Raw genomic sequence first — 21,155 nt, forward strand, 5'->3', positions numbered from 1 at the left:
CGGGTTGCTAGGCGGTTTCGCTTAAAACCAGTTTCAGGAGTCGCCTCCCCAATGCGTCTAGCTCTTTCCGCCGCCGCAGCCATGCTGCTCGCGGGTTCAGCCGGCATTGCCGTCGCCCAGCCGGCCCGCCCGACGCCGGGCCCGCTGCCGGAATCGGTCACGAGCAATCTGCCCCGGAACGCCCGCCCGTTGCATTACCGCATCGACGTACGGCCGGACGCGCAGAAGATGACCTTCAGCGGCACCGCCGCCATCACGCTGGTGGTCTATCAACCGACCAGCACGTTGACGCTCAACGCCAACGAGCTGGCGATCGTCTCGGCCAGCCTCGTGCCGGCCGACGGCAAGGGCGCGCCGGTCAATCTCGCCGCCAAGATCGATGCGCAAGCGGAGCAGGTGCAATTCACCGCACCGAAGCCGATCCTCCCGGGCACTTACCGCCTCGATGTGGCCTACACCGGCAAGATCAACACCCAGGCGAACGGTCTGTTCGCGCTCGATTACCCGGACAAGCGCACCGGCAAGACGGTGCGCGCCCTGTTCACCCAGTTCGAAGCGCCCGACGGACGCCGCTTCGCCCCCGAGTTCGACGAGCCGGCGTATAAGGCGACGTTTGAGCTTTCGGCGGTCGTGCCGGCGAACCAGATGGCGGTGAGCAACACGCCTGTCGCCAGGGAGATGCCGGAGGGCGCCGGTTTCAAGCACGTCTACTTCCAGCCGACCCCGAGGATGTCGAGCTACCTGCTGTTCTTCGCGACCGGCGACTTTGAGCGGCTCGCCAAGCCGGCCCCGGGCGGCGTTGAGGCCGGAATCGTCTCTCCTGCGGGCAGCGGCGAGCAGGCGCGTTTTGCGCTCGACTCACTGGCGCCGCTGCTCGGCTATTACGGCGATTACTTCCAGCAGAAGTTCCCGTTGCCCAAGCTCGACAACGTCGCAGGACCCGGTCAGTCGCAATTCTTCGGAGCGATGGAAAATTGGGGGGCGATCTTCACTTTCGAACGCGCACTGCTGACCGACCCCGCGATCACCAGCGCCGCTCGCAAGCAGCAAATCTATAACACCCAGGCGCACGAGACCGCGCACCAGTGGTTCGGCGACCTCGTGACGATGGCGTGGTGGGACGACATCTGGCTCAACGAAGGCTTCGCCAGCTGGATGCAGACCAAGGCCACCGACCGCTTCCATCCCGAGTGGTTCCCGCTGCTCGGACGCGTCGGCGGCCGCGAAGATGCAATGGCGCTCGACAGCTTCAAGACGACGCATCCGATCGTGCAGCACATGCGCTCGGTTGAGGAAATCAACCAGGCGTTCGATTCGATTACCTATCGCAAGGGCGAAGCGGTCATCTCGATGCTCGAGGCCTTCGCCGGCGAAGAGGTGTGGCGCAACGGCATCCGCAGCTACATCGCCGCGCACAAGTACGCCAACGCGAAGACCGACGACTTGTGGCAGGCGGTCGAAGCGGCCGGCGCGCCTGGATTGATCGCGATCGCCCACGATTTCACCACCCAGCCCGGCATTCCGCTGGTGCGCGCGGAAGCCACCTGCGCGGGCGGCCAGACCGCGCTCTCGCTGACGCAGGGCGAGTTCAGCCGTGACCGCAAGGATGAGGTCGCCGCCAATCCGCGCCACTGGCGCGTGCCGCTGCTGGTCGAAGCGGACGCCGCGGCGCCGATACGCACGGTGCTTGAGGGCTCGGCCTCGCTGAACGTGCCCGGCTGCGGAGCCGTGATCGTCAATGGCGGCCAGCTCGGCTATTTCCGCACGCTCTACTCGCCGGCGATGCTCGCGAAGCTACAGGCGGCGATGCCGCAGTTGCAGCCGATCGACCAGCTCGGCCTGGTGCGCGACAATCTCGCGCTCGCCTCGGCCGGCTACCAGCCCGGCGCGCCCGCGATCGACCTGCTGGCGGCGATCCCCGCCGACGCAAACCCGGTCGTGGCTCAGTCGACGGTGTCGATGTGGGGCGGGCTCTACGATCAGTTGCAGACCGATGGCGACAGGGCCGCGCTTGCCGCCACGGTGCGCCGGCTCTGGCTGCCGCGGCTGCAAGCGCTCGGCTTCGATCCGCGCCCCGACGAACAGCTGGTCGACGCCACCTTGCGCGCGGAGCTGATCTCCGTGTTCGGCAAGATGGGCGATCCGTCGGTGGTGGAACAGGCGCGCAGCCGCTTCGCCAAGCTCGCCAGCGATTCGCGCGCGCTCGACGGGCCGCTCAAGACCACCTGGCTCAACATCGCCGCCAAGAACGCCTCGCCGGCCGACTGGCAATTGCTCAGCGAACTTGCCGGCACCACCAAGAGTGCAACCGAACGCTCTGCCTATTACGAGTTGCTCGGCGCGGCGAGGGACCGGGCGTTGGCGCAAAAGGCGCTCGATTTCGCGCTCACCGGAAAGGCCGGCACGACCAGCGCGGCGATCATCACCAGCGTCGCCGGGTCGAACCCCGATCTGGCGTACGACTTCACGGTCGCGCACCGCGCCCAGGTCGAGGCGCTGGTCGACGATTCGGGCAAATCGCAGTTCTACCGCCGCCTCGTCGGCACGTCGATGGACCCGGCGATGGTCGGCAAGCTCGAACAGCTTCGCGGCGCTTTGCCGGAAGACCAGCGCAAACCAATCGACCAGGCCATCGCCGCTCTGAAGGAACGCCTCGAGAGCTATCCGAGGATGGGCACAGCGCTGCACGACTGGCTGGCGGCGCATCCGGCCGGCGCGACCGCAGGCGTCGGCGAGCGCGGCTAGCGCATCAGCCCGCCGATAAGGTTGCGCACGAAGCGGCCCGCGAACGGCCCGGCGAGGCTGGTGGCGATCGAGCCGGCGCCCGAAATCGCCGCGTTGCGCGCCGGGTTTGAGCGCGACTTGCGCCCGGTCACCGCCGCTGCGGCGATCGTCGCGGCCGAGCCCACGGCGGCGCTGGTCGCGGCCTTGCCGGCCTTGCCGAACATGGTGCCCCAGATGCTCGGGCTGATCCGCTCGCGCTGGGCGACGGTCTCGGCGCCTTTGTCCGCGACCTCCTGAGCGGTCGCCGCCGCATCGGCGGCCTTTTGCGCCAGCACCTCCTCGGCGCTCTCGCGATCGACCCGGGTGTCGTACTTGCCGGTGAGCGGGCTGACCGACTGGATCACCCCGCGCTCCTGTTCGGTGACAGGGCCGATGCGCGAGCGAGGCGGCTTGATCAGCGTGCGCTGGACGACCCCCGGCGCGCCGTCCTCCTGCAGCGTCGAGACCAGCGCCTCACCCACTTTCAATTCGGTGATGACCCTCTCGACATCGAGGTCGGGATTGATGCGGAAGGTCTCGGCGGCGGCGTGGATCGCCCGCTGATCGCGCGGGGTGTAAGCGCGCAGCGCGTGCTGCACGCGGTTACCGAGCTGGCCGGCAACTTGCTCCGGAATGTCGATCGGGTTCTGGGTGCAGAAGTAGACCCCGACGCCTTTCGAGCGGATCAGCCGGACGACCTGCTCGACCTTTTCCTCAAGTGCCTTGGGCGCGTTGTCGAACAGGAGGTGCGCCTCGTCGAAGAAGAACACCAGCTTGGGCTTGTCGGGATCGCCGACCTCGGGGAGGACCTCGAACAGCTCGGCGAGCAGCCACAGCAGGAACGTCGCGTAGAGCTTGGGGCTCTGCATCAGCTTGTCGGCGGCGAGAATGTTGACGATCCCGCGGCCCTGTTCGTCCGTGCGGATGAAATCGGCGATCTCGAGCGCCGGCTCGCCGAAGAACAGCGCCCCGCCCTGGCTGTCGAGCGTCAGCAGCTGGCGCTGGATCGTGCCGACGGTGGCGCGGGTGACGTTGCCGTACTTGGCGCTCAGTTCCTGCGCGTGCTCGGCCGAATAGGCGAGCATCGCCTGCAGGTCCTCAAGGTCGAGCAGCAGCAGGGCGTGCTCGTCGGCATAGCGGAAGATCGCGTTGAGCACGCCTTCCTGGGTCTCGTTGAGGTCGAGCAGGCGGGCGAGCAGCAGCGGGCCCATCTCCGAGATCGTGGTGCGGATCGGGTGGCCCTGCTGGCCGTAGAGGTCCCAGAACACCGCCGGGTTGTCGGCGTAAGAGTAGTCGGTCATGCCGAGCGTCTTCGCCCGTTCCTGCAAATCGGCGGCGTGGGCGAACATCGGCGAGCCGGCCATGGCGATACCCGACAAGTCGCCCTTTACGTCGGCCAGGAAGACCGGCACGCCGGCGGCGGAAAAGCTCTCCGCCAAGCCCTGCAAGGTCACCGTCTTGCCGGTGCCGGTGGCGCCCGCAATCAGTCCGTGGCGGTTGGCACGGCTGAGCTCGAGCATCTCGCGTTCGCCGTTGCCCGCCAGCCCGATGAAGATTTCGCCCATGTCTGCTCCCATTGGCCCATCCGCGGCAAGGTGTGGCGCAGCGCCGATGCGGCGGTCAAGCGATAGACTTTGCAATCCGAGCGGCTAAGGCGTGCGCATGGCCGGCGAGCCCTTCATCCTCCTCGACGACGCACGCGGCGAAGGCGCGGTCGACGCGCACTTGTTCGAGAACCCGCGCCAGCTGTTCGTCGCCCGCACGCCCGGGGAAGTCGAGCGCGTGCTCGAGGACGCCGAGGCCGCGCGGCGCGCGAGCGGCGGCACTCTGGCCGGATATATCGCCTACGAAGCCGGCCTCGCGCTCGAACCGAAACTGCTGCCGCTCGCCGCCGAGCGTACCGGAGCGGACGGCCCGCTCGTCTGGTTCGGGCTGTTCGACACCGCGACCGCCATCCCCGCGAGCGAGGTACCGCAATGGCTCGCGCAACGCTCGAAAGGCGGGCGCGCCTCGATCGGGCCGCTCGATCCGCAGATCTCGACCGGCGCGTATTTCGAAGCGTTCGAAGCCCTGCAGGAAGCGATCCGCGCCGGCGACATCTACCAGGCCAACCTCACGTTCCGGCTGGCCGGCGCCGCGCGCGGCGATCCGCTCGCGCTCTACGCGGCGATCCGTCCGGCCGCGCAGGCGGGCTACGGCGGACTGGTGTTCGACGGTTCGCACTGGCTGCTGTCTTTCAGCCCGGAGCTGTTCTTCGCGCTCAAGGGCGGCGCGGCGAAGGTCAAGCCGATGAAGGGCACCCGCCCGCGCGGCCGCACGCCCGAGGAAGACGCGGAACTCGCGGCGGAGCTCGCCGGATCGGTCAAGGACAAGGCCGAGAACCTGATGATCGTCGATCTGATGCGGAACGATCTCAGCCGCGTGGCCGAGGCCGGCAGCGTCCGGGTCGAAAAGCCGTTCGCCGTCGAAAGCTATCCGACCGTGCACCAGATGACCTCGACCGTCCGCGCCACTTTGCGCGAAGGGCGGGGCGCGATCGAGATGATCCGGGCGCTGTTTCCCTGCGGTTCGATCACCGGCGCGCCCAAGATCCGCGCGATGGAGCTGATCGACCGGGTCGAGCGCGACGCGCGCGGGCCCTACTGCGGCGCGATCGGCCGCATCGGGCCCGGTGACGATGCCGCGTTCAATGTCGCCATTCGCACCATTCGCCTCACCCCTGGCGAAAACGACAAGCACCACGCCGTGCTCGGCGTCGGCGGAGCGATCGTTGCCGACAGCGACGGCATGGGCGAATGGCGCGAATGCCTGATCAAGGCCGGCTTCGTGCGCGAGGCGGCCGGCGGGCACGACCTGATCGAGACCATGCGCTTCGATCCCGAACTGGGCATCGAATTGCTCGAGCTGCACCTCGAACGGATGAAGGCGAGCGCGGCCGAGCTCGGCTTCTCGTTCGACCGGCACGAGGCGCGCAACCGCATCCAGGCCATGTGCTTCGAGCTCGACGAGCCAGCCAAGCTGCGCCTCCTGCTCGCCCGAAGCGGAGAGATCGCGCTCGAGACGATGCCCTTGCCGCCGGCCGCCGAAGGCACGGTCGATTGCATCGTCCTGCCATTGCCGGTGGTGACGAATGACTGGCGCTTGCGCCACAAGAGCACCGATCGCGGGTTCTACGAAGCCGCGATGGCGGTGGCGAAGGAACGCGGGGCCTATGAAACGCTGTTCGTGCGCGACGACGGCCTGGTCACCGAAGGAAGCTTCACCGACGTCTTCGTCGAACGGAACGGCAAGTTGCTGACCCCCTCGGCTTCGCTCGGCCTTTTGCCGGGCGTCTTGCGCCGCAAGCTGCTCGACGAAGGGCGCGCCGAGGAGGCCCGCTTGACGCTCGACGACCTTGCCGACGGCTTCCTGATCGGCAACGCCACGCGCGGGCTTATTCCGGCAAGACTCGCGTGAGCACTCCCAACCTCTCGCAGGCGCTTCAACGCATCGAGGCCTCGCCCACCACCGCGATGACCGACCGGGCAACCGAGTTGCGCGAACAGGGTCGCGACGTGATCTCGCTCTCGGTCGGCGAGCCCGATTTCGCCACCCCGGCGCATGTGATCGAGGCGGCCAAGGCCGCGCTCGACGCCGGCGACACCAAGTACACCCCCGTGACCGGGACCGCGCGGCTCAAACGCGCTGCGGCGCTGCACTTCGGGCGGGATCTCGGCATCGAGACCGATCCGAAGAACGTGATCGTCAGCGCCGGCGGCAAGCAGTCGATCTTCGAGGCGATCGCCGCGACGGTCAGCGAGGGTGACGAGGTAATCATCCCCGCGCCGTGGTGGGTCAGCTATCCGCAGATGGTCCGCTTCTGCGGCGGAACGGTGGTGCCGCTCGAAACGCGCGCGAGCGAGGGCTTTCGCTTCGATCCGGCCGCCCTCGAAGCGCTGATCACCCCGCGCACCAAATGGGTCATGCTCAACAGCCCCGGCAACCCGACCGGCGCGGTGTTTCCGGCCGAGATGCTGCGCGGCGTCGCAGAAGTCCTGCGCCGCCACCCGCAAGTGCTGGTGCTGAGCGACGATATCTACTCGCCGCTGATCTACACCGGCGCGCCGCACGCCACGCTCGCCGCGCTGTGCCTCGACCTTGCCGACCGCATCTGCACCGTGTCCGGCGTCTCGAAGAGCCACGCGATGACCGGTTTCCGGATCGGCGTCGCTACCGGCCCGGCGTGGTTGATCGAGGCGATGGGGCGGTTGCAGAGCAACTCGAGCGGCAATCCCGCGTCGATCAGCCAGGCCGCCGCGGTGGCCGCATTCGAGGGTCCCCAAGACTTCCTCGTCGGTTGGCGCGAGCGCTTCCGCGCGCGGCGCGACCACGTGGTGGCGGCGGTCGGCGCGATCCCCGGCCTGTCGTGCCCGGTGCCCGAGGGCGCGTTCTACGTGTTTGTCGATGCCGCGCCGCTGATGGCCCGCTTCAGCGACGACTCCGCACTGGCGCTGCACTTGCTCGAGCACGGCGTCGCGGTCGTCGCCGCCAGCGCCTTCGGCGGCAAGGACGGCTTCCGTATCAGCTTCGCCGCCGACGAGGCGGTGCTGGAGGAGGCCATGCGGCGAATCGCGGCGGCCTTGGCCTAAGGTGCAATTCCGCTAAGGGGTGGCGATGGACATCCCAATCCTCTTCGAAGACGGCGAATCTCTGGTGATCGACAAGCCCGGCGGGTTGCCGATCGAACGTCCGCGCGCGGGCGGTGCCTCGCTCGAGGATCGTCTCAACGAGCTCAAGCTCGGCTTCCAGCGGCCGCCGGTTCCGGTCCACCGGATCGATACCGACACGAGCGGTTGCCTGCTGCTGGCGCGCAACCCGAAGGCTTTGAAGCGCTTCGCCAAGGCGTTCGAGGAACGCCAGGTCGGCAAGCGCTACCTCGGGATCCTCGCCGGAGTGCCGCAAGAGAAAGAAGGCACGGTCGAGCTGTCGCTGAGCAAGATCAGCAGCGCCGAAAAGGGCTGGCGGATGATTCCGGCGAGGAAAGGCAAACCGTCGGTCACCCACTGGCGCGTGATCGCCGAGCATGGTGGCCGTGCGCTGGTCGAGTTCCGCCCCGAGACCGGCCGGACGCACCAGATCAGGGTCCACGCGGCAAGCGGGATCGGCCTGCCGCTGCTCGGCGACCCGGTCTACGGCGACGGTAAGCACGCCGCGCGGACGATGCTCCACGCCGCCGGGCTGGAGATCGCGCGGGAAGGCAAGCCGCCGATCGTGGCGGAAGCGCCGATGCCCGCCGATTTCGTCGCGCTCGGCTTTTCCGATGGCTGACGACGACGATCTTGTCGGACGCGCGCTCGAGCAGGTGGAAGAGAGCTTCATCGCCGCCTCGGGGCCCGGCGGGCAGAACGTCAACAAGGTCGCGACCGCGGTACAAGTGCGGCTCGACGTGTTCGCGCTGCGCCTGGAGCCGGCGGTATTCCAGCGGCTCAAGGCGCTCGCCGGCAGCCGGATGACCGCCAGGGGCGAAATCGTCCTCACCGCGCGCAAATACCGTACCCAGGAAGCCAACCGCGAGGATGCCCGCGCGCGCCTCGCCGAGCTGATCGAACAGGCGCTGGTCGAACCGAAGAAGCGCGCCAGGACGCGCCTCAACCGGGTCGGCAAGGAGCAGCGGATCAAGTCGAAGAAGGCGCGCGGGACGGTCAAGGCCAACCGTGGCCGAGTCGACTGGTAGCCCTGTCCTGAGCAAGTCGAAGGGTTGACTTTTCGCGCTTGCAGAAGCTAGGGCGCGCGCGGATGGGCGGCGCCATGCGCGTCGCCTCAATTGTTTCGGGCCGTACGCGCCCTCAGCGAATTTGGGAACAAGACCATGGCGAAGCCCGCAACCATCAAGATCCGCCTCAACTCGACGGCCGACACCGGCTTCTTCTACGTGACCAAGAAGAACCCGCGCAACACGACCGAGAAGATGAGCTTCCGCAAGTACGACCCCGTCGCCCGCAAGCACGTCGAGTTCAAGGAAGGCAAGATCAAGTAAGATCCTGCCGGGATACCTGAACCGCCGGAACCGCCGGGGTTCAGTAGCGGTTCAATGCCCCGTACCTAGCCCGGGAGCATGACCGACTTGACCTTTCTCACCGCCAAACCGATGCGCGTGGCGCTCGCCGCCGCGCTTTCCCTTGCCGTGCCCGCCACGCTGGCGATGCCGGAGACGGCCGCCGCGCAAAGCGCCGATCAGCAGCTCGACCAGGTCGTCGCGGCGCTGCGCGCGATCAGCACGATGACGGCCGACTTCACCCAGACCGATCGCAGCGGCAGGACCGTGAGCGGCAAGCTGACGCTCAAGCGCCCCGGCAAGATTCGCTTCGAATACGAGAAGGGCGTCAACATGCTGCTCGTCTCCGACGGCAAGTCGCTGACCTTCCTCGACTACGACGTGAACCAGAAGCAGCGCTATCCGATCGGCAACTCGCCGCTCGGCGCGCTGCTCGACCCCAGCCGCGACGTGAAGAGGTACGGCCGGGTCGTCCCGACGGGAAACCCGAACGTCTATAGCGTCCAAGTCAAGGATTCGAGGAACGGCATTGCCATCACACTCATCCTGACCAAGAACGCCGGCGCACCGGGTGGGCTCGAGCTGGCCAGCTGGGTGGCGCTGGATGCGCAGAATCAGCGCACCACGGTGCGGCTGTCGAACCAGCGTTATGGCGTGGCGGTGCCCGACAGCGCGTTCAGGTATCGCGAACCGCGCTCTTCATCTCGTCGCTCGGGATGAACGGTTTACCTGCCAATCGCCCCGCTTATGCGGCGAACGGCGGCAGGTCATTCATTGCGCAGCAAGCCAGTTCAACGTAATAATTCACCACAAGTCGGGCGGAGGCGGGTTTCCCCCCTGTTGCCCTTGTCTCGAAATGGTCCCGGCTTGTAACAGCGTGACGAACGCTCAAGATGAACCCCCGTCGCATTGCCCCCGCGACGGGGGTTTTCTCTTTTTGTCGACGCCTCAGGCGACGCGCGGCGGCCGTTCGGCCTTGCGGTCCGCTGGTCTCGGCCCGACATCGAGTTCCCCGCTTCCCTTGCCGCCGCGCCTCCGGAACCCTAATCCCTCGCCATGGTCACGATCGCCAGCTGGAACATCAATTCGGTGCGCCTGCGCCTGCCGCAGGTCGAGCGCTTCCTCGCCGAGGAGGCCCCCGACGTGCTGTGCCTGCAGGAGATCAAGTGCCAGGCGCACCAGTTTCCGGCCAGGGCGCTCGCCGAGCTCGGCTATGTCCACCAGGCGGTGCACGGGCAGAAGGGTTATCACGGCGTCGCCACCGTCAGCCGCATCCCGCTGCGCGAGCTCGATCGCCACGACTGGCAGGACAACGGCGAGGCCCGTCACGTCGGCGTCGAGCTGCTCGGTCCCGGCAAGGGCATGGTGCTCGAGAACGTCTACATCCCCGCCGGCGGCGACGTTCCCGACCGCGCGGCCAACCCCAAGTTCGGCCAGAAGCTCGATTTCATCGGGCGGATGACCCGCTGGGCCGAATCCCTCGACCGGCCGACCCTGATCGTCGGCGACTTCAACGTCGCCCCGCTCGAATGCGACGTCTACGACCACAAGGCGCTGCTCAAGGTCGTCAGCCACACGCCGATCGAGGTCGAGACCCTCGGCCGCTTCCAGCAGGCGCACGGCTGGGTCGACCTCGGCCGGCGGTTCATTCCGGCGCCCGAGCGCAACTATTCGTGGTGGTCCTATCGCAGCTATTGGCGGCAGAAGGACCAGGGGCGGCGGCTCGATCACATGTGGGCCTCGCCGCAGCTTGCCCCGCAGGCGATCGCCCACCGTTTCGTCGAGGCCACACGCACCTGGGAGCAGCCGTCGGACCACGTGCCGCTGGTGACGGAGTTCGCGCTCTGAGCCTCGTGCCATCATCCCGACGGGCTGCGCAGGCGGTCGATGCCCTGCGTCACGGCTGGCCGCTGGATTTTGGATGGCCGCCTAATCTGCTCCCGGTCGAGACGGCGGCGGCGCCGGCTCAGTCTGAGCTTCTGCTGATTTCGGCCGCGCGCGCGGCGACGCTGAAATTGACCAATCAGCGCGAAGCTGCCGACCCGCACGCCCCCGTGCTGATACGGGCTGCCGAGGCGTTTGACCTGATAACCGCGCGAGCCGTGGCGGATCCGGCGCTCGATCTTGCGACGCCCTTGAAAGGTCCTTTCAAGTCCGAGTTGATCGATCACTGGGAGGACCATGCAGTTGCCGCGCTCGAGCTGGCGCGAATAGCGGGCATCCTTCCAGCATTCCTGGTCGCGACCGAATTCGAGGTTGAAAGCGTCCACGTCCTGCCCGCGGACGTCGCCGAACTCCTCGACCCGAGGCATCTCGTCATCGCCACTCGCGCCCAGTTGCCGATCGCCGCCAGCGAGACCGCCGAGATCGTCGCCTTCCGCAGCCCCGACGACATGCGCGAGCACGTGGCGCTGATCCTCGGGCGGCAATCTTCCGACCGCGCCCCGCTCGTCCGCCTGCATTCCGAATGCCTGACCGGCGACATGTTCGGCAGCCTCAAGTGCGATTGCGGCCCGCAGCTCGACGCCGCGCTCGCCGCGATGTCGGACGAAGCGGCACAGGGCGGCTGGGGGGTGCTGCTCTACTTGCGCCAGGAAGGCCGCGGCATCGGCCTGATCAACAAGCTGCGCGCTTACCGCTTGCAGGACCAGGGGTTCGACACCCTCGAGGCCAACCAGCGACTCGGCCTGCCCGCCGAGGCGCGCGACTTCGCCGTCGCCGCGCGGATGCTCGAACTGCTCGGCGTGCGGGCGATCCGCCTGATGACCAACAACCCGGCCAAGGTGGCGGCCTTCGAAGCGGCCGGCGTGAGCGTCGCCGAGCGCGTGCCGCACCAGCTCCCGGCCAACCCGCACAACACCCGCTACCTCGCGACCAAGCGCGACAGAGCGGGGCACCTGCTCTGATTCGGCTCAGCGCCGCTCGAAGCGCTTGAGCCCCGCGCCGAGCTGATTGTCGCCGATGTTCAGCGGATCGCCCGACCAGTCGGCGACGAAGGCGCTGGTGCGGGTCACGCCGGGCGCGAAGCGGGCGTCGTTGTGGAGGATCGCCAGGCCGTTGCTGGGATGCTCCTTGCCCTCGGCGGCGACGGCGATGAAGGCCGAATAGTTGTCCTTGTCGCGCCCCTGCACGAACCAGTTGTTGCTGATCTGGCCGGTGGCGCCTTCGGGCAGGTCGATCATGTAGTTGGTGCCCTTGCCGCGGGCATCGTCGAAGCTCGAGCTGGCGATGTCGACCCGCGCAGCGCGGCTCTTGACGTAATGACCGCCACGCCCTTGCTCGAAGCGGCTGCGGGTGATCCGCACCTGGCCGTACTCGCCGGTGTAGATCGAATGGGCGCAGCCGCCGGCCCCTTCGCAAGTGCCGAGGCGGGTGAACGTCGAGCGGTCGACGACCAGCGTGCCGTTCGGATCGCCATTGGTGAGGATGCCTTGCTGGCTGTCATGGAACCAGCTTTGCGCGACGGTCAGGTCGCCGCGCTCGAGCCGGATCCCGGCGCCGTTGAAATCGGGCACACGGATGTTTTCGAAGACCAGGCCGGAGACTTCGGCCGAGCGGCCGCGCAAGACCAGCGCGCCCTTGCCCTCGCAAGCGACGCCGTCGAAGATCGCCGAACCGGGCTGGACCGCGAGGTAGGCGATGTCGCCGCCGGCCTGCACAGCGCACTGCCTGATCAGTCCGGGCGCGATGGCGATAGTGCCCTTGCCCGAGCCGATCGCGTCGACGGCGGACTGCAGCCTGGCGTACGACTTGCCCGTCTCGATCACCCTGAACGGCGCGGGGTCGCCCTTGGCGAACGCGAGAATCGGCGCGATCGCCGCAAGAACGAACGCGACGACCGCGCCTGCGGTCTTGAAGAACCTCCAGGGAAGGCCTGAACGAGCGACTGTCATGGCCCGGGGCTCTAGCAGGCAGAGGTAAACGAGCCGCTAAGCCTTTGTTTTTGCGGGTGGTCGTCCACGCCTCGGCGGATCGGGTGCGGGGAGCTTCACGCCGCGGCGCTGCAGTGCTTCGCGCAGCAGGACTTCCAGTTCGGCGTTGACCGAACGGAAGTCCTGCGCTGCCAGCCGTTCGACGGCGGCGTGGAGTGCCGGGTCGAGGCGCAGGGCAAAGGCTTTCTTCGCGACCACCTGGAGTTACTGGTAAAGCGTGCCCGCGTTGACCACCGGGTTCACCTCGCGCTCACCGCACAGCACGACCATCAGGTTGGAGACCATGGCGGCGCGGCGCTCGTCGTCGAGGTGGACCACACCTTTGGCCGACAATTGCTCGAGCGCCATCTCGACCATGCCGACCGCGCCTTCGACCAGCGTCTTGCGCGCCGCGACGACCGCCTCTGCCTGCTGCCGGCGAAGCATCGCACTGGCGATCTCCTGGGCATAAGCGAGGTGGGTAAAGCCGCACTCGTCGACGGTGATGCCGGCGAGTTGCAGCCGGGCAATCAGTTCGGCGCGCAATTCTTCGCCGACCTGGTCGTGGTTGCCGCGCAGGGTAACTTCCTTGTGGGTGAAGTCGTCGTAAGGATAGCGCGAGCCGATCGTGCGGACAGCCGCCTCGATCTGGACCACGACGAAGGCCTTGTAGTCGTCCACGTCGTACAGCGCCTGCGCGCTATCGACCACGCGCCAGACAACCTGGGCCGCCATCTCGATGGGGTTGCCGCGCAAGTCGTTGACCTTGATTCGCTCGGAAATGAGGTTGTTGGCGCGAACAGAGATCTTCCTCTTGCCCATCCACGGCCAGATCCAGCGCAGGCCGGTGTTACGGTCGGTCCCGCGATACGAGCCGAACAGGGTGATCGCGACCGCCTGGTTGGGCTGGATCATGTAGAAGCCCTTGGCGATCAGGATCAGCAGGATCACGCCTGCAATGTTGGTGACGACGAAGCGGCCGATCTGGGCCGGGTCCTCCGGCGGAGTGCCGGCGAATCCGAAGAAGCGCCAGACGAGGAAGGCGAGCAGCGCGACGAACACCGCCAGCATCAGGTATCCGCTCGTCGCCCAGGCCGCACGCTCGCGGCTGACGGACATCGCATTGTTGGGTTCGGTCATTGGAAATCCCCCGCGGTCGATATAATTATGATATCGTATTTATTGTCGACCAGCGAAACGGTCAAGCGCAATCGGAAAGCGCCTTCCTACATCCTCATGTTCTGCTTATGTTCTGCCTGTGTCCTTGTACGCCCCTCTGCTTTCGCCCAGCGCCCGGACGGCATCGGACGCGCGAGGTGTCACCCTGTCGCCTTGTCGCCTTTACGCACATAACACGTTGATAAACAGGGTTATTATCAAGGCGACACTTTGGGTGACAGGGTTCGTAAGTGTCACCCGGACCGCGAACCGCTCAATGCTGCCGAATCACTGCCAGGAAGGTGTCGCCGTAGGCCTCGAGCTTGCGCGCACCGACGCCGCCGATTTCGGCCAGCTCGGCGCGGCTCGTCGGCCGAATCGCCGCCATCTCGCGCAACGTGGCGTCGTGGAAGATTACGTACGGGGGCAGCTGCGCCTCGGCGGCAAGTTCGCGGCGCAGCTCGCGCAGCGCCTCGAACAGCGGATCGCCGATGGGGTTCGCCGAGCGGTTGCGTTCCTTGCGCCCGGCGCGCCCGCTCTTCGGCGGCGGCTGGACGATGTCGACCCGCCGTTCGCCCTTGAGGATCGCCTTGGCCTCGCCGCCGAGCCTGAGGCCGCCGTGCTCGGTGGCCACCAGAGTGCCCCGCGCCTGCAGCGCCCGGCTGAGCGGCTGGAGCAGCCGGGCCTCGTCCTCGCCGACGATGCCGAACACGCTCAGCCGGTCGTGCCCACGCTGGCTGACGCGATCGTCGGCGGCGCCGGTGAGCACTTTCTGGATATGCCCGAAGCCGAAGCTCTGCCCGGTGCGGTAGACCGCGCTGAGCAGCTTGCGGGCGAGCTCGGTAGTGTCGATCACCCCGGGCGCCTCGCGGCAGTTGTCGCAGTTGCCGCACGCCTCCGGCGGGTCCTCGCCGAAGTGGCGCAGCAACACCGCGCGGCGGCAGGTCGCGGTCTCGACCAGCATGGCCAGCGCGTCGATTCGCGTGCGCTCGCCGGCGCGGCGTTCTTCCTCCACCTCGCCCAATCGCTGGCGGGCCTGGGCGAAGTCGCCGGCGGACCACAGCATCACCGCCTGCGCCGGATCGCCGTCGCGCCCGGCGCGGCCGGTCTCCTGGTAGTAGGCTTCGATCGATTTGGGGATCCCGGCATGGGCCACGAAGCGCACGTCGGGTTTGTCGATACCCATGCCGAAGGCGATCGTCGCGACGATGACCATGTCCTCGCTGGCGACGAACGCTGCCTGGTTGGCCGCGCGCACCGCCGGGTCGAGCCCGGCGTGGTAGGGCAGCACCGGCCGCCCGGTACGCCGGGCGAGGTCGTCGGCGATCCGCTCGACCTTGGCGCGGGTCGTCGCGTAGACGATACCCGGGCCCGGCTCCTCCCCCATCAGCCGCTCGATCTGTTTTACCGCGTTCTCGCGGTGGCGGACGGTGTAGCGGATATTCGGCCGGTCGAACCCAGCGACGATCAGGCCGTCCTCCGGGATGCCGAGCTGCTCGAGGATATCGGCCTGCGTGCGCGCGTCGGCGGTGGCGGTCAGCGCGAGCCGGGGAACGCCCTCGAAGCTGTCGAGCAACGGGCGCAGCTGGCGGTAGTCGGGGCGAAAGTCGTGGCCCCATTCGGACACACAGTGCGCCTCGTCGACCGCGAACAGCGCGATCTCGGCCGCGGACAGGAACTCGCGGAACTGCGGCTGGCTCGCCCGCTCGGGCGCGACGTAGAGCAGGTCGAGCGCGCCGGCACGGTAGGCATCCATCGTCTCGCGCCAGTCGGTGTCGGCGCTGGTCAGCGCCGCGGCGCGAATGCCGTTCGCGCGCGCACCCCGCAACTGGTCGTGCATCAGCGCGATCAGCGGCGAGATGACCACGCAGGTGCCGGGCAGGATCGTCGCCGGCAGCTGGTAGGTCAGCGACTTGCCGGCGCCGGTGGGCATCACCGCGAGCGTCGAGCGGCCGGCCAGGACCCGTTCGACCACCGCCGGCTGCGCGCCGCGAAAGTCGTCGAAGCCGAACACCCGGCGCAGCGCCTCGCGTGCTCCGTCCATGCGTGCGGCCTGCGATCCCATGTTCATTGCTCTGGCATATCGGGCGCTGGCACGAAACCGCCTGGCGCAGGGTTATTTGCAGGCTTTGCCTCGCGGGTAGCCTCCGCTAGCTAGGGCCGGCCAGTCTTGAGACAGAGGAATCTTGCCATGAAGAAATTCGCCCTCATCGCCTTCGCCGCGCTCGCTGCTTACGGCCTCTCCGCTTGCGGCAAGTCGGACGACGCTTCCGAAGACGCGATGGCAGACAACGTCGAGATGCCGGCCGACGAGGCGATGTCGACCGCCGCTCCGCCGGTCGCCGACGCAGAGGCCACCAGCGACGCGACCGGGCCAACCAGCGAGGCCGCCGCGCAGGCGGGCGAAGCGGCCCAGGATGCCGCTGCCGATGCTGCTGCGGCTGCCGAAGCGGCGACGACCAAAGCCGAAAAGACCATGTGAGGAAGAAACCGTGGGCACGGGTTGGTCGCACGCGCCCACGGTTTCCCACTCAACGCCAAATGAAACATTTGTTTCCTGCCCTGGCGCTTTTCTGTCTCGCGGCATGCGGCGCGAAGGACACCGATGCCGGCCCCGGCGGGGTGAGCATCGGCGAAGCCCGCGCGCTCGATGAAGCTGCCGCGATGCTCGAGCAGCAGCGTCTGCCGCCGGCTGCCGTCGCCAGTGGAACTCCGGCGCCGAAGCCGCCGAGTCCGGCGCCTTCAGCCACTCCGTCGCCGCCGGCCTGACCGCCGTTTGCCGGAAACCCGGCGCCGTGGTAGAAGTTTCGTCTGAAACGATGGCCACTCTCGCCCAACCGCCAGGCGAATTCGCCGCGATTCCGCAAGTTCCCGCGGATGTCTTCACCGCGCCCCTGAAGCGCCCGCCGCAAGTCGGCGAGGATTGGCTCGAGCCCCGCCAGCGCGAATACTCGTCCGACGAGGATGTCGTCTGGAACGAGTTGTTCGCTCGGCAGATGGAAATTCTGCCGGGCCGCGCCTGCGGCGCTTTCATGGCCGGGTTGCAGAAGCTTCACCTCGGCAGCGGCGGGGTGCCCGATTTCGCCCGGCTGTCCGAATCGCTCGCCCGGCTCACCGGGTGGAGCGTGGTGCCGGTGCCGATGCTGATCCCCGACCACGTGTTCTTCTGGCACCTCGCCAACCGGCGGTTTCCGGCCGGGAACTTCATCCGCACCCGCGAGACTTTCGACTACATCCAGGAGCCGGACGTGTTCCACGACGTGTTCGGCCATGTCCCGCTGCTGACCGATCCGGTCTTCGCGGACTACATGCAGGAATACGGCAAGGCCGGCTGGAAGGCGATGCGTTACAACCGCCTGAAGGCGCTCGGCGCGCTCTACTGGTACACCGTCGAATTCGGCCTGATCGAGGAAGCCGGCGAACTGCGGATCTACGGCGCGGGAATCCTCTCGGGGCCGCGCGAAGCGATTTTCGCGCTCGAGGGCCAGTCGCCCAACCGCATCATGCTCAACGTCGACCGGGTCATGCGCACCGACTACGTGATCGACGATCTGCAGCCGACTTACTTCGTGATCGAGAGCTTCGCGGATCTTTATCATCAGACGGTCGAGCGCGATTTCGACCGCCTCTACCGCAGCCTGAACCCCGGCTTCACTTACGCCAACTCAGCGGTGATCGAGGTGGACGACGTGCTTCACCGCGGCACCCAGGAGTATCACTTGCGAGGTGGGCGCGGCTCGGACGCCACGCCGGCCTGAGGGCAACGAAAACCGGCCCGGAATCACATCCGGGCCGGCGTTCGATCTGCTGAAAAGGGATTAGTTGCCCGACGCGTTGTCAGCGGCTTCGCCCTGCTTTTCCATGGCGTCCGCCTTGGCTTCGGCCTGACTCGTCGCCTGGTCGGCCTGCGCGTCGGTGATCTTGCCCGCGTCGGCGGCCGATTCGGCCTGGTCATTGACGACTTCGGCCTGCTGTTCGCCGGCATCTTCGGCGGAATTCTCCTTCGGACCGTCGCAGGCTGCGACACTCAGCCCAAATGCGAGCGTCGAACCGATCATTAGAAGCTTCTTCATTCCATTTCCCCTTCATGTTTGCAGGCGCGGACTTGCGCCTGCCCTCTTTAGATTTGGCTAGTGGGCTGGTCAGCTCAGCTGCCTGCGCCAGAAGACATTGAACGCGGCAATCACCACGATCGAGCCGACGAGTGAGAGCAGCAGCGAACCGACGCGGTAGTACCCGCCAAGCAGGCTGGCGCTGCCGAGCAGCAACGGCCCGATGAACAGGCCGGTGAGCAACGCGCCAGCGACTCCAGCAGCAATGTTTAGGAGGATTCCCCGAGGACTCTCGATTCTCAGGGTGATCGCCGCGAGCCAGCCGAGGATGGCGCCAACCACGATCATGAACAACAAACCCATTCGCTCGCCCCTTCGGAAGGCCGTTGGGCTTGAAAGCGTCAAGCGCTTGTTTGTTCCTGCTTTAGATGGACGAGCGCGGGCCCACGCCGAGGGATCTCGAGCTCAGCGCAGCGCGAGCCAGGCGATGGCGGCGACGCCGGCGACGATGCGGTACCACGCGAATGGTGCGAAGCCGTGACGGCTGACGTAGGCGACAAAGGCCTTGATCACCGCCATCGCCACCACGAAGCTGACCCCGAAACCGATGGCGATCTCGCCCCAGCCGACGGTCATCGCGCCACCCATGATCTCGTCGCGCTTGCCGATAATCTCGAGTGTCGAGGCGCCGAGCATCGTCGGGACCGCCAGAAAGAACGAAAACTCCGCCGCTGTCTTGCGGCCGACGCCCATGCCGAGCGCGCCCATGATCGTCGCGCCCGAGCGACTCACGCCGGGGACCATCGCCAGGCACTGGGCCACGCCGACGCCGAGCACACGGCCGAGCGGGAGCTCGGCAACCGGAACGTCCTCGCCTGGCGCCACCACCCGCTCGATCGCGAGAATCGCGATCCCGCCGAGGACCAGCGTCCAGCCGACCACCTTGGGGCTCTCCAGCAGAACATCGATCTGGTCCTTCAGGAGCAGCCCGAGGACCGCCGCGGGAATGAACGCGACGATGACGTTGCGCGCGAAGCGCAGGCCCTGCGGCTCCAGCTTCAGCACACCGAGCCCGGCGTGCCAGAATGTGCGCCAGTAGAGCACCACCACGGCCAGGATGGCCCCGAGCTGGATCAACACGTTGAACAGCGCCCATTGTTTGGCGTCGTAACCGAACAGTTCGGAGGCCAGCATCAGGTGGCCGGTCGAGGAAACCGGAATGAACTCGGTCAGGCCCTCGACGATTCCGAGCAAGATGGCGGTGAGGGTCAATCCCATGCGCCGGCGGTCATGCCGCGGATGGCTGGCATGTCAAGCGCGGCCAGCCCGGGAGGGTCGATTTCAGGCCGCCTCGACGTCCTCGAACTGCAACGCCGCGAGCCTGGCATAGAGGCCGCCGCCAGCCTGAAGCTCGGCATGCGTGCCTTGCTCGACGATCCGGCCCTGGTCCATGACGACAATCCGGTCGGCGGCGCGCACGGTGGCCAGCCGGTGGGCGATGACCAGCGTCGTACGATCTTTCATCAACCGCTCGAGCGCCTGCTGGACCAGTCGTTCGCTCTCCGCGTCGAGCGCGCTGGTCGCTTCGTCGAGCAGCAGGATCGGGGCGTCGCGCAGCACCGCGCGGGCGATCGCCACCCGCTGCCGCTGGCCACCCGAAAGCCGTGCGCCGCCTTCGCCAAGGAACGTATCGAGCCCCTGCGGCAGGGCCTTGAGGAAGTCCTCGGCGTTGGCCGTCCGCGCCGCGTCCCAGATCGCCTCTTCGCTTGCGTCCCATTCGCCGTAGCGCAAGTTGTCGCGCGCACTGGCGGCGAACAGGGTGCCTTCCTGGGGCACGAGCGCCATGCGGCGGCGGATGTCGGCCGGGTCCGCGCTGGTCAGCGGAACGCCGTCGATGCGGATCGTGCCGAGTTGTGGATCGTAGAACCGCTCGGCGAGCTGAAAGATGGTCGACTTGCCGGCGCCCGAGGGGCCGACGATGGCGACCGTTTCGCCCGGCTCGACCGTCAACGAGAAGTCGGCGATGGCCGAGACCTCGGGCCGGGTCGGATAGCGGAAGGTGACGTGGTCAAAAGACAGGCTGCCGCGCGCCGGCTCGGGCAGCGCCTGCGGCCGTTCGGGCGGGGCGATGTCGGGCTTGGCGTTGAGCAGCTCGTTGAGCCGGCTGGCCGCGCCGGCCGCCTGCAGCAGGCTGCCGTAAACGTCGGACAAGGCACCGAACGCGCCCGAGACGATCACCCCGACGATGACGAGCGCGGCAATGGTACCGCCGGTCATCGAACCCCTGGCCACGCCCAGCGCGCCCTCCCACATCAGTCCGGTGATCGCGCCGAAGACCACCGTGATGAACGTGAAGGTCATGATCGAGCGCAGGCGGATGCGCCTTTTGGCGGTGACGAACGCGGCCTCCACGGTGTCAGCGAAGCGCTTGCGTTCGCGAGTTTCCTGGTTGAAGCCCTGAACGATCTTCATCGCCCCGAGCACCTCTGCGACCATCGCCCCGACATCGGCTATGCGATCCTGGCTGCTGCGCGAGATGTTGCGAATCTTGCGCCCGAACACGCGCAGGGTGAGCGCAATGACCAGCGCGCCGCCAACGAGGAACGACGATTCCCGCGGGGCCAGCACGAACAGCATGATGATGCCGCCGAGCCCGGTGATCACGTTGCGCAGGGCGAGCGAGACCGTGGTTCCGACTACCTGGTCGATGACCGTCGTATCGCTGGTCATCCGGCTGGAGATTTCGTTCGGGCTGTTCTCCTCGAAGAACCCCGGCGACAGCCGCAGCAGGTTGTCCTGCACCCGGCGGCGCAGGTCGGCGACGACCCGTTCGCCGAGCCAGCTGACGAAGTAGAAGCGTATCGCGCTGGCCAGCCCCAGCACGACCACGATCATGAACAGGTAGTAGAACGAGTGATTGATCACGCTCACGTCGGCGTGCGCGCCGAACGCCCGATCGATGATCACCCGGAAGCGATAAGGGATCGCCAGCGTCGCTGCCGAACTGATGAGCAGTGCGACCAGCGCGAAGCTCACCTGCCGCGGATACTTCAGCGCTTCCCGCCAGATCATCCGCAACGGGCCGAGGTCCTTCGCGGGCTTGCCTTCTGCCGGAAGCGATCGAGGGGAACGGGCCATGGCGGGCGCTTACTCGTCGGGTTTGCAACAGGCAATGGGCCGGGAGCGTGCACAGCTCTGCATGCCGCATTGCACAATCGGCCATTTGCCCCCAAATGG

At 67.3% G+C, this 21,155-nt stretch carries 21 protein-coding genes; 12 read left to right on the forward strand and 9 right to left on the reverse strand.

Annotated features, from left to right (window positions below):
• Positions 1 to 51 precede the first annotated feature (51 nt).
• Positions 52 to 2,745: a M1 family metallopeptidase gene (locus G7B69_RS08850; protein ID WP_166178321.1), complete on the forward strand. Its 2,694-nt coding sequence runs from the start codon at positions 52 to 54 to the stop codon at positions 2,743 to 2,745.
• On the opposite strand, the gene G7B69_RS08855 is transcribed toward G7B69_RS08850, so the two are convergent.
• Positions 2,742 to 4,328, reverse strand: a complete 1,587-nt coding sequence (locus G7B69_RS08855) for a helicase HerA-like domain-containing protein (RefSeq protein ID WP_166178323.1) — start codon at positions 4,326 to 4,328, stop codon at positions 2,742 to 2,744. The two genes, G7B69_RS08850 and G7B69_RS08855, sit on opposite strands and share 4 nt — an antisense overlap.
• 97 nt (positions 4,329 to 4,425) lie before the next feature.
• Between G7B69_RS08855 and pabB the strand changes: the two genes are divergently transcribed.
• The 8 genes from pabB to ribA all read left to right on the forward strand — a co-directional run bounded on the left by pabB (position 4,426) and on the right by ribA (position 11,703).
• Positions 4,426 to 6,219: an aminodeoxychorismate synthase component I gene (pabB, locus tag G7B69_RS08860; protein WP_166178325.1), complete on the forward strand. Its 1,794-nt coding sequence runs from the start codon at positions 4,426 to 4,428 to the stop codon at positions 6,217 to 6,219.
• 56 nt (positions 6,220 to 6,275) lie between these two features.
• Complete coding sequence (locus G7B69_RS08865; protein WP_166178565.1) at positions 6,276 to 7,391, forward strand: pyridoxal phosphate-dependent aminotransferase; 1,116 nt, start codon at positions 6,276 to 6,278, stop codon at positions 7,389 to 7,391.
• A 25-nt stretch (positions 7,392 to 7,416) separates the two neighbouring features.
• The gene (locus G7B69_RS08870) at positions 7,417 to 8,070 is read left to right on the forward strand and encodes an RluA family pseudouridine synthase (RefSeq protein ID WP_166178327.1); all 654 of its coding nucleotides are present in this window, start codon (positions 7,417 to 7,419) and stop codon (positions 8,068 to 8,070) included.
• Positions 8,063 to 8,476 carry an alternative ribosome rescue aminoacyl-tRNA hydrolase ArfB gene (arfB, locus tag G7B69_RS08875; RefSeq protein ID WP_166178330.1) on the forward strand — a complete coding sequence of 138 codons (414 nt, stop codon included), beginning with the start codon at positions 8,063 to 8,065 and terminating at the stop codon, positions 8,474 to 8,476. The genes G7B69_RS08870 and arfB overlap by 8 nt, the downstream gene beginning before the upstream one ends.
• A 135-nt stretch (positions 8,477 to 8,611) precedes the next feature.
• Complete coding sequence (gene rpmG, locus G7B69_RS08880; RefSeq protein ID WP_166178332.1) at positions 8,612 to 8,779, forward strand: 50S ribosomal protein L33; 168 nt, start codon at positions 8,612 to 8,614, stop codon at positions 8,777 to 8,779.
• Positions 8,780 to 8,857: 78 nt separating this feature from the next.
• Complete coding sequence (locus tag G7B69_RS08885) at positions 8,858 to 9,517, forward strand: LolA family protein (RefSeq protein ID WP_207785985.1); 660 nt, start codon at positions 8,858 to 8,860, stop codon at positions 9,515 to 9,517.
• A gap of 336 nt (positions 9,518 to 9,853) precedes the next feature.
• Complete coding sequence (locus G7B69_RS16810; RefSeq protein ID WP_243415092.1) at positions 9,854 to 10,645, forward strand: exodeoxyribonuclease III; 792 nt, start codon at positions 9,854 to 9,856, stop codon at positions 10,643 to 10,645.
• On the forward strand, positions 10,642 to 11,703 hold the full coding sequence (ribA, locus tag G7B69_RS08890; RefSeq protein WP_423717913.1) for a GTP cyclohydrolase II: 1,062 nt from the start codon (positions 10,642 to 10,644) through the stop codon (positions 11,701 to 11,703). The genes G7B69_RS16810 and ribA overlap by 4 nt, the downstream gene beginning before the upstream one ends.
• Positions 11,704 to 11,709: 6 nt before the next feature.
• Here the strand turns inward: ribA and G7B69_RS08895 are convergent, their stop codons facing one another.
• The 4 genes from G7B69_RS08895 to recQ form a co-directional block, all read right to left on the reverse strand.
• Positions 11,710 to 12,690, reverse strand: a complete 981-nt coding sequence (locus tag G7B69_RS08895) for a right-handed parallel beta-helix repeat-containing protein (RefSeq protein ID WP_166178336.1) — start codon at positions 12,688 to 12,690, stop codon at positions 11,710 to 11,712.
• A 36-nt stretch (positions 12,691 to 12,726) separates the two neighbouring features.
• Entirely contained in the window at positions 12,727 to 12,927 is a 201-nt protein-coding gene (locus tag G7B69_RS08900) for a type II toxin-antitoxin system antitoxin (protein WP_166178338.1), read from the reverse strand.
• A gap of 6 nt (positions 12,928 to 12,933) precedes the next feature.
• Positions 12,934 to 13,848, reverse strand: coding sequence for an SPFH domain-containing protein (locus G7B69_RS08905; protein ID WP_166178340.1), 915 nt, complete (start codon positions 13,846 to 13,848; stop codon positions 12,934 to 12,936).
• Between the two features lie 292 nt (positions 13,849 to 14,140).
• Positions 14,141 to 15,910, reverse strand: coding sequence for a DNA helicase RecQ (gene recQ, locus G7B69_RS08910; RefSeq protein WP_243415094.1), 1,770 nt, complete (start codon positions 15,908 to 15,910; stop codon positions 14,141 to 14,143).
• 147 nt (positions 15,911 to 16,057) lie between these two features.
• On the opposite strand from recQ, the gene G7B69_RS08915 reads away from it, so the two are divergent.
• Genes G7B69_RS08915 through phhA form a run of 3 tightly spaced genes read left to right on the forward strand, consistent with a single transcriptional unit; the run spans position 16,058 to position 17,624 of the window.
• Positions 16,058 to 16,348, forward strand: coding sequence for a hypothetical protein (locus G7B69_RS08915; protein WP_166178344.1), 291 nt, complete (start codon positions 16,058 to 16,060; stop codon positions 16,346 to 16,348).
• Between the two features lie 59 nt (positions 16,349 to 16,407).
• The gene (locus tag G7B69_RS08920) at positions 16,408 to 16,635 is read left to right on the forward strand and encodes a hypothetical protein (protein WP_166178124.1); all 228 of its coding nucleotides are present in this window, start codon (positions 16,408 to 16,410) and stop codon (positions 16,633 to 16,635) included.
• 50 nt (positions 16,636 to 16,685) lie between these two features.
• The gene (gene phhA, locus G7B69_RS08925) at positions 16,686 to 17,624 is read left to right on the forward strand and encodes a phenylalanine 4-monooxygenase (RefSeq protein WP_166178346.1); all 939 of its coding nucleotides are present in this window, start codon (positions 16,686 to 16,688) and stop codon (positions 17,622 to 17,624) included.
• A gap of 60 nt (positions 17,625 to 17,684) precedes the next feature.
• Here the strand turns inward: phhA and G7B69_RS08930 are convergent, their stop codons facing one another.
• From G7B69_RS08930 to G7B69_RS08945, 4 genes are all read right to left on the reverse strand, one after another.
• On the reverse strand, positions 17,685 to 17,924 hold the full coding sequence (locus G7B69_RS08930; RefSeq protein ID WP_166178348.1) for a hypothetical protein: 240 nt from the start codon (positions 17,922 to 17,924) through the stop codon (positions 17,685 to 17,687).
• 84 nt (positions 17,925 to 18,008) lie between these two features.
• Positions 18,009 to 18,281, reverse strand: a complete 273-nt coding sequence (locus G7B69_RS08935) for a GlsB/YeaQ/YmgE family stress response membrane protein (RefSeq protein ID WP_166178350.1) — start codon at positions 18,279 to 18,281, stop codon at positions 18,009 to 18,011.
• 102 nt (positions 18,282 to 18,383) lie between these two features.
• A complete protein-coding gene (locus G7B69_RS08940) occupies positions 18,384 to 19,196 on the reverse strand; it encodes an undecaprenyl-diphosphate phosphatase (RefSeq protein ID WP_166178352.1) in 813 nt (270 codons plus the stop codon).
• Positions 19,197 to 19,259: 63 nt separating this feature from the next.
• A complete protein-coding gene (locus G7B69_RS08945; RefSeq protein ID WP_166178354.1) occupies positions 19,260 to 21,056 on the reverse strand; it encodes an ABC transporter transmembrane domain-containing protein in 1,797 nt (598 codons plus the stop codon).
• Between the last annotated feature and the right edge of the window lie 99 nt (positions 21,057 to 21,155).

The organism is Croceibacterium segetis (assembly GCF_011320115.1).
Lineage (GTDB): Bacteria > Pseudomonadota > Alphaproteobacteria > Sphingomonadales > Sphingomonadaceae > Croceibacterium_B > Croceibacterium_B segetis.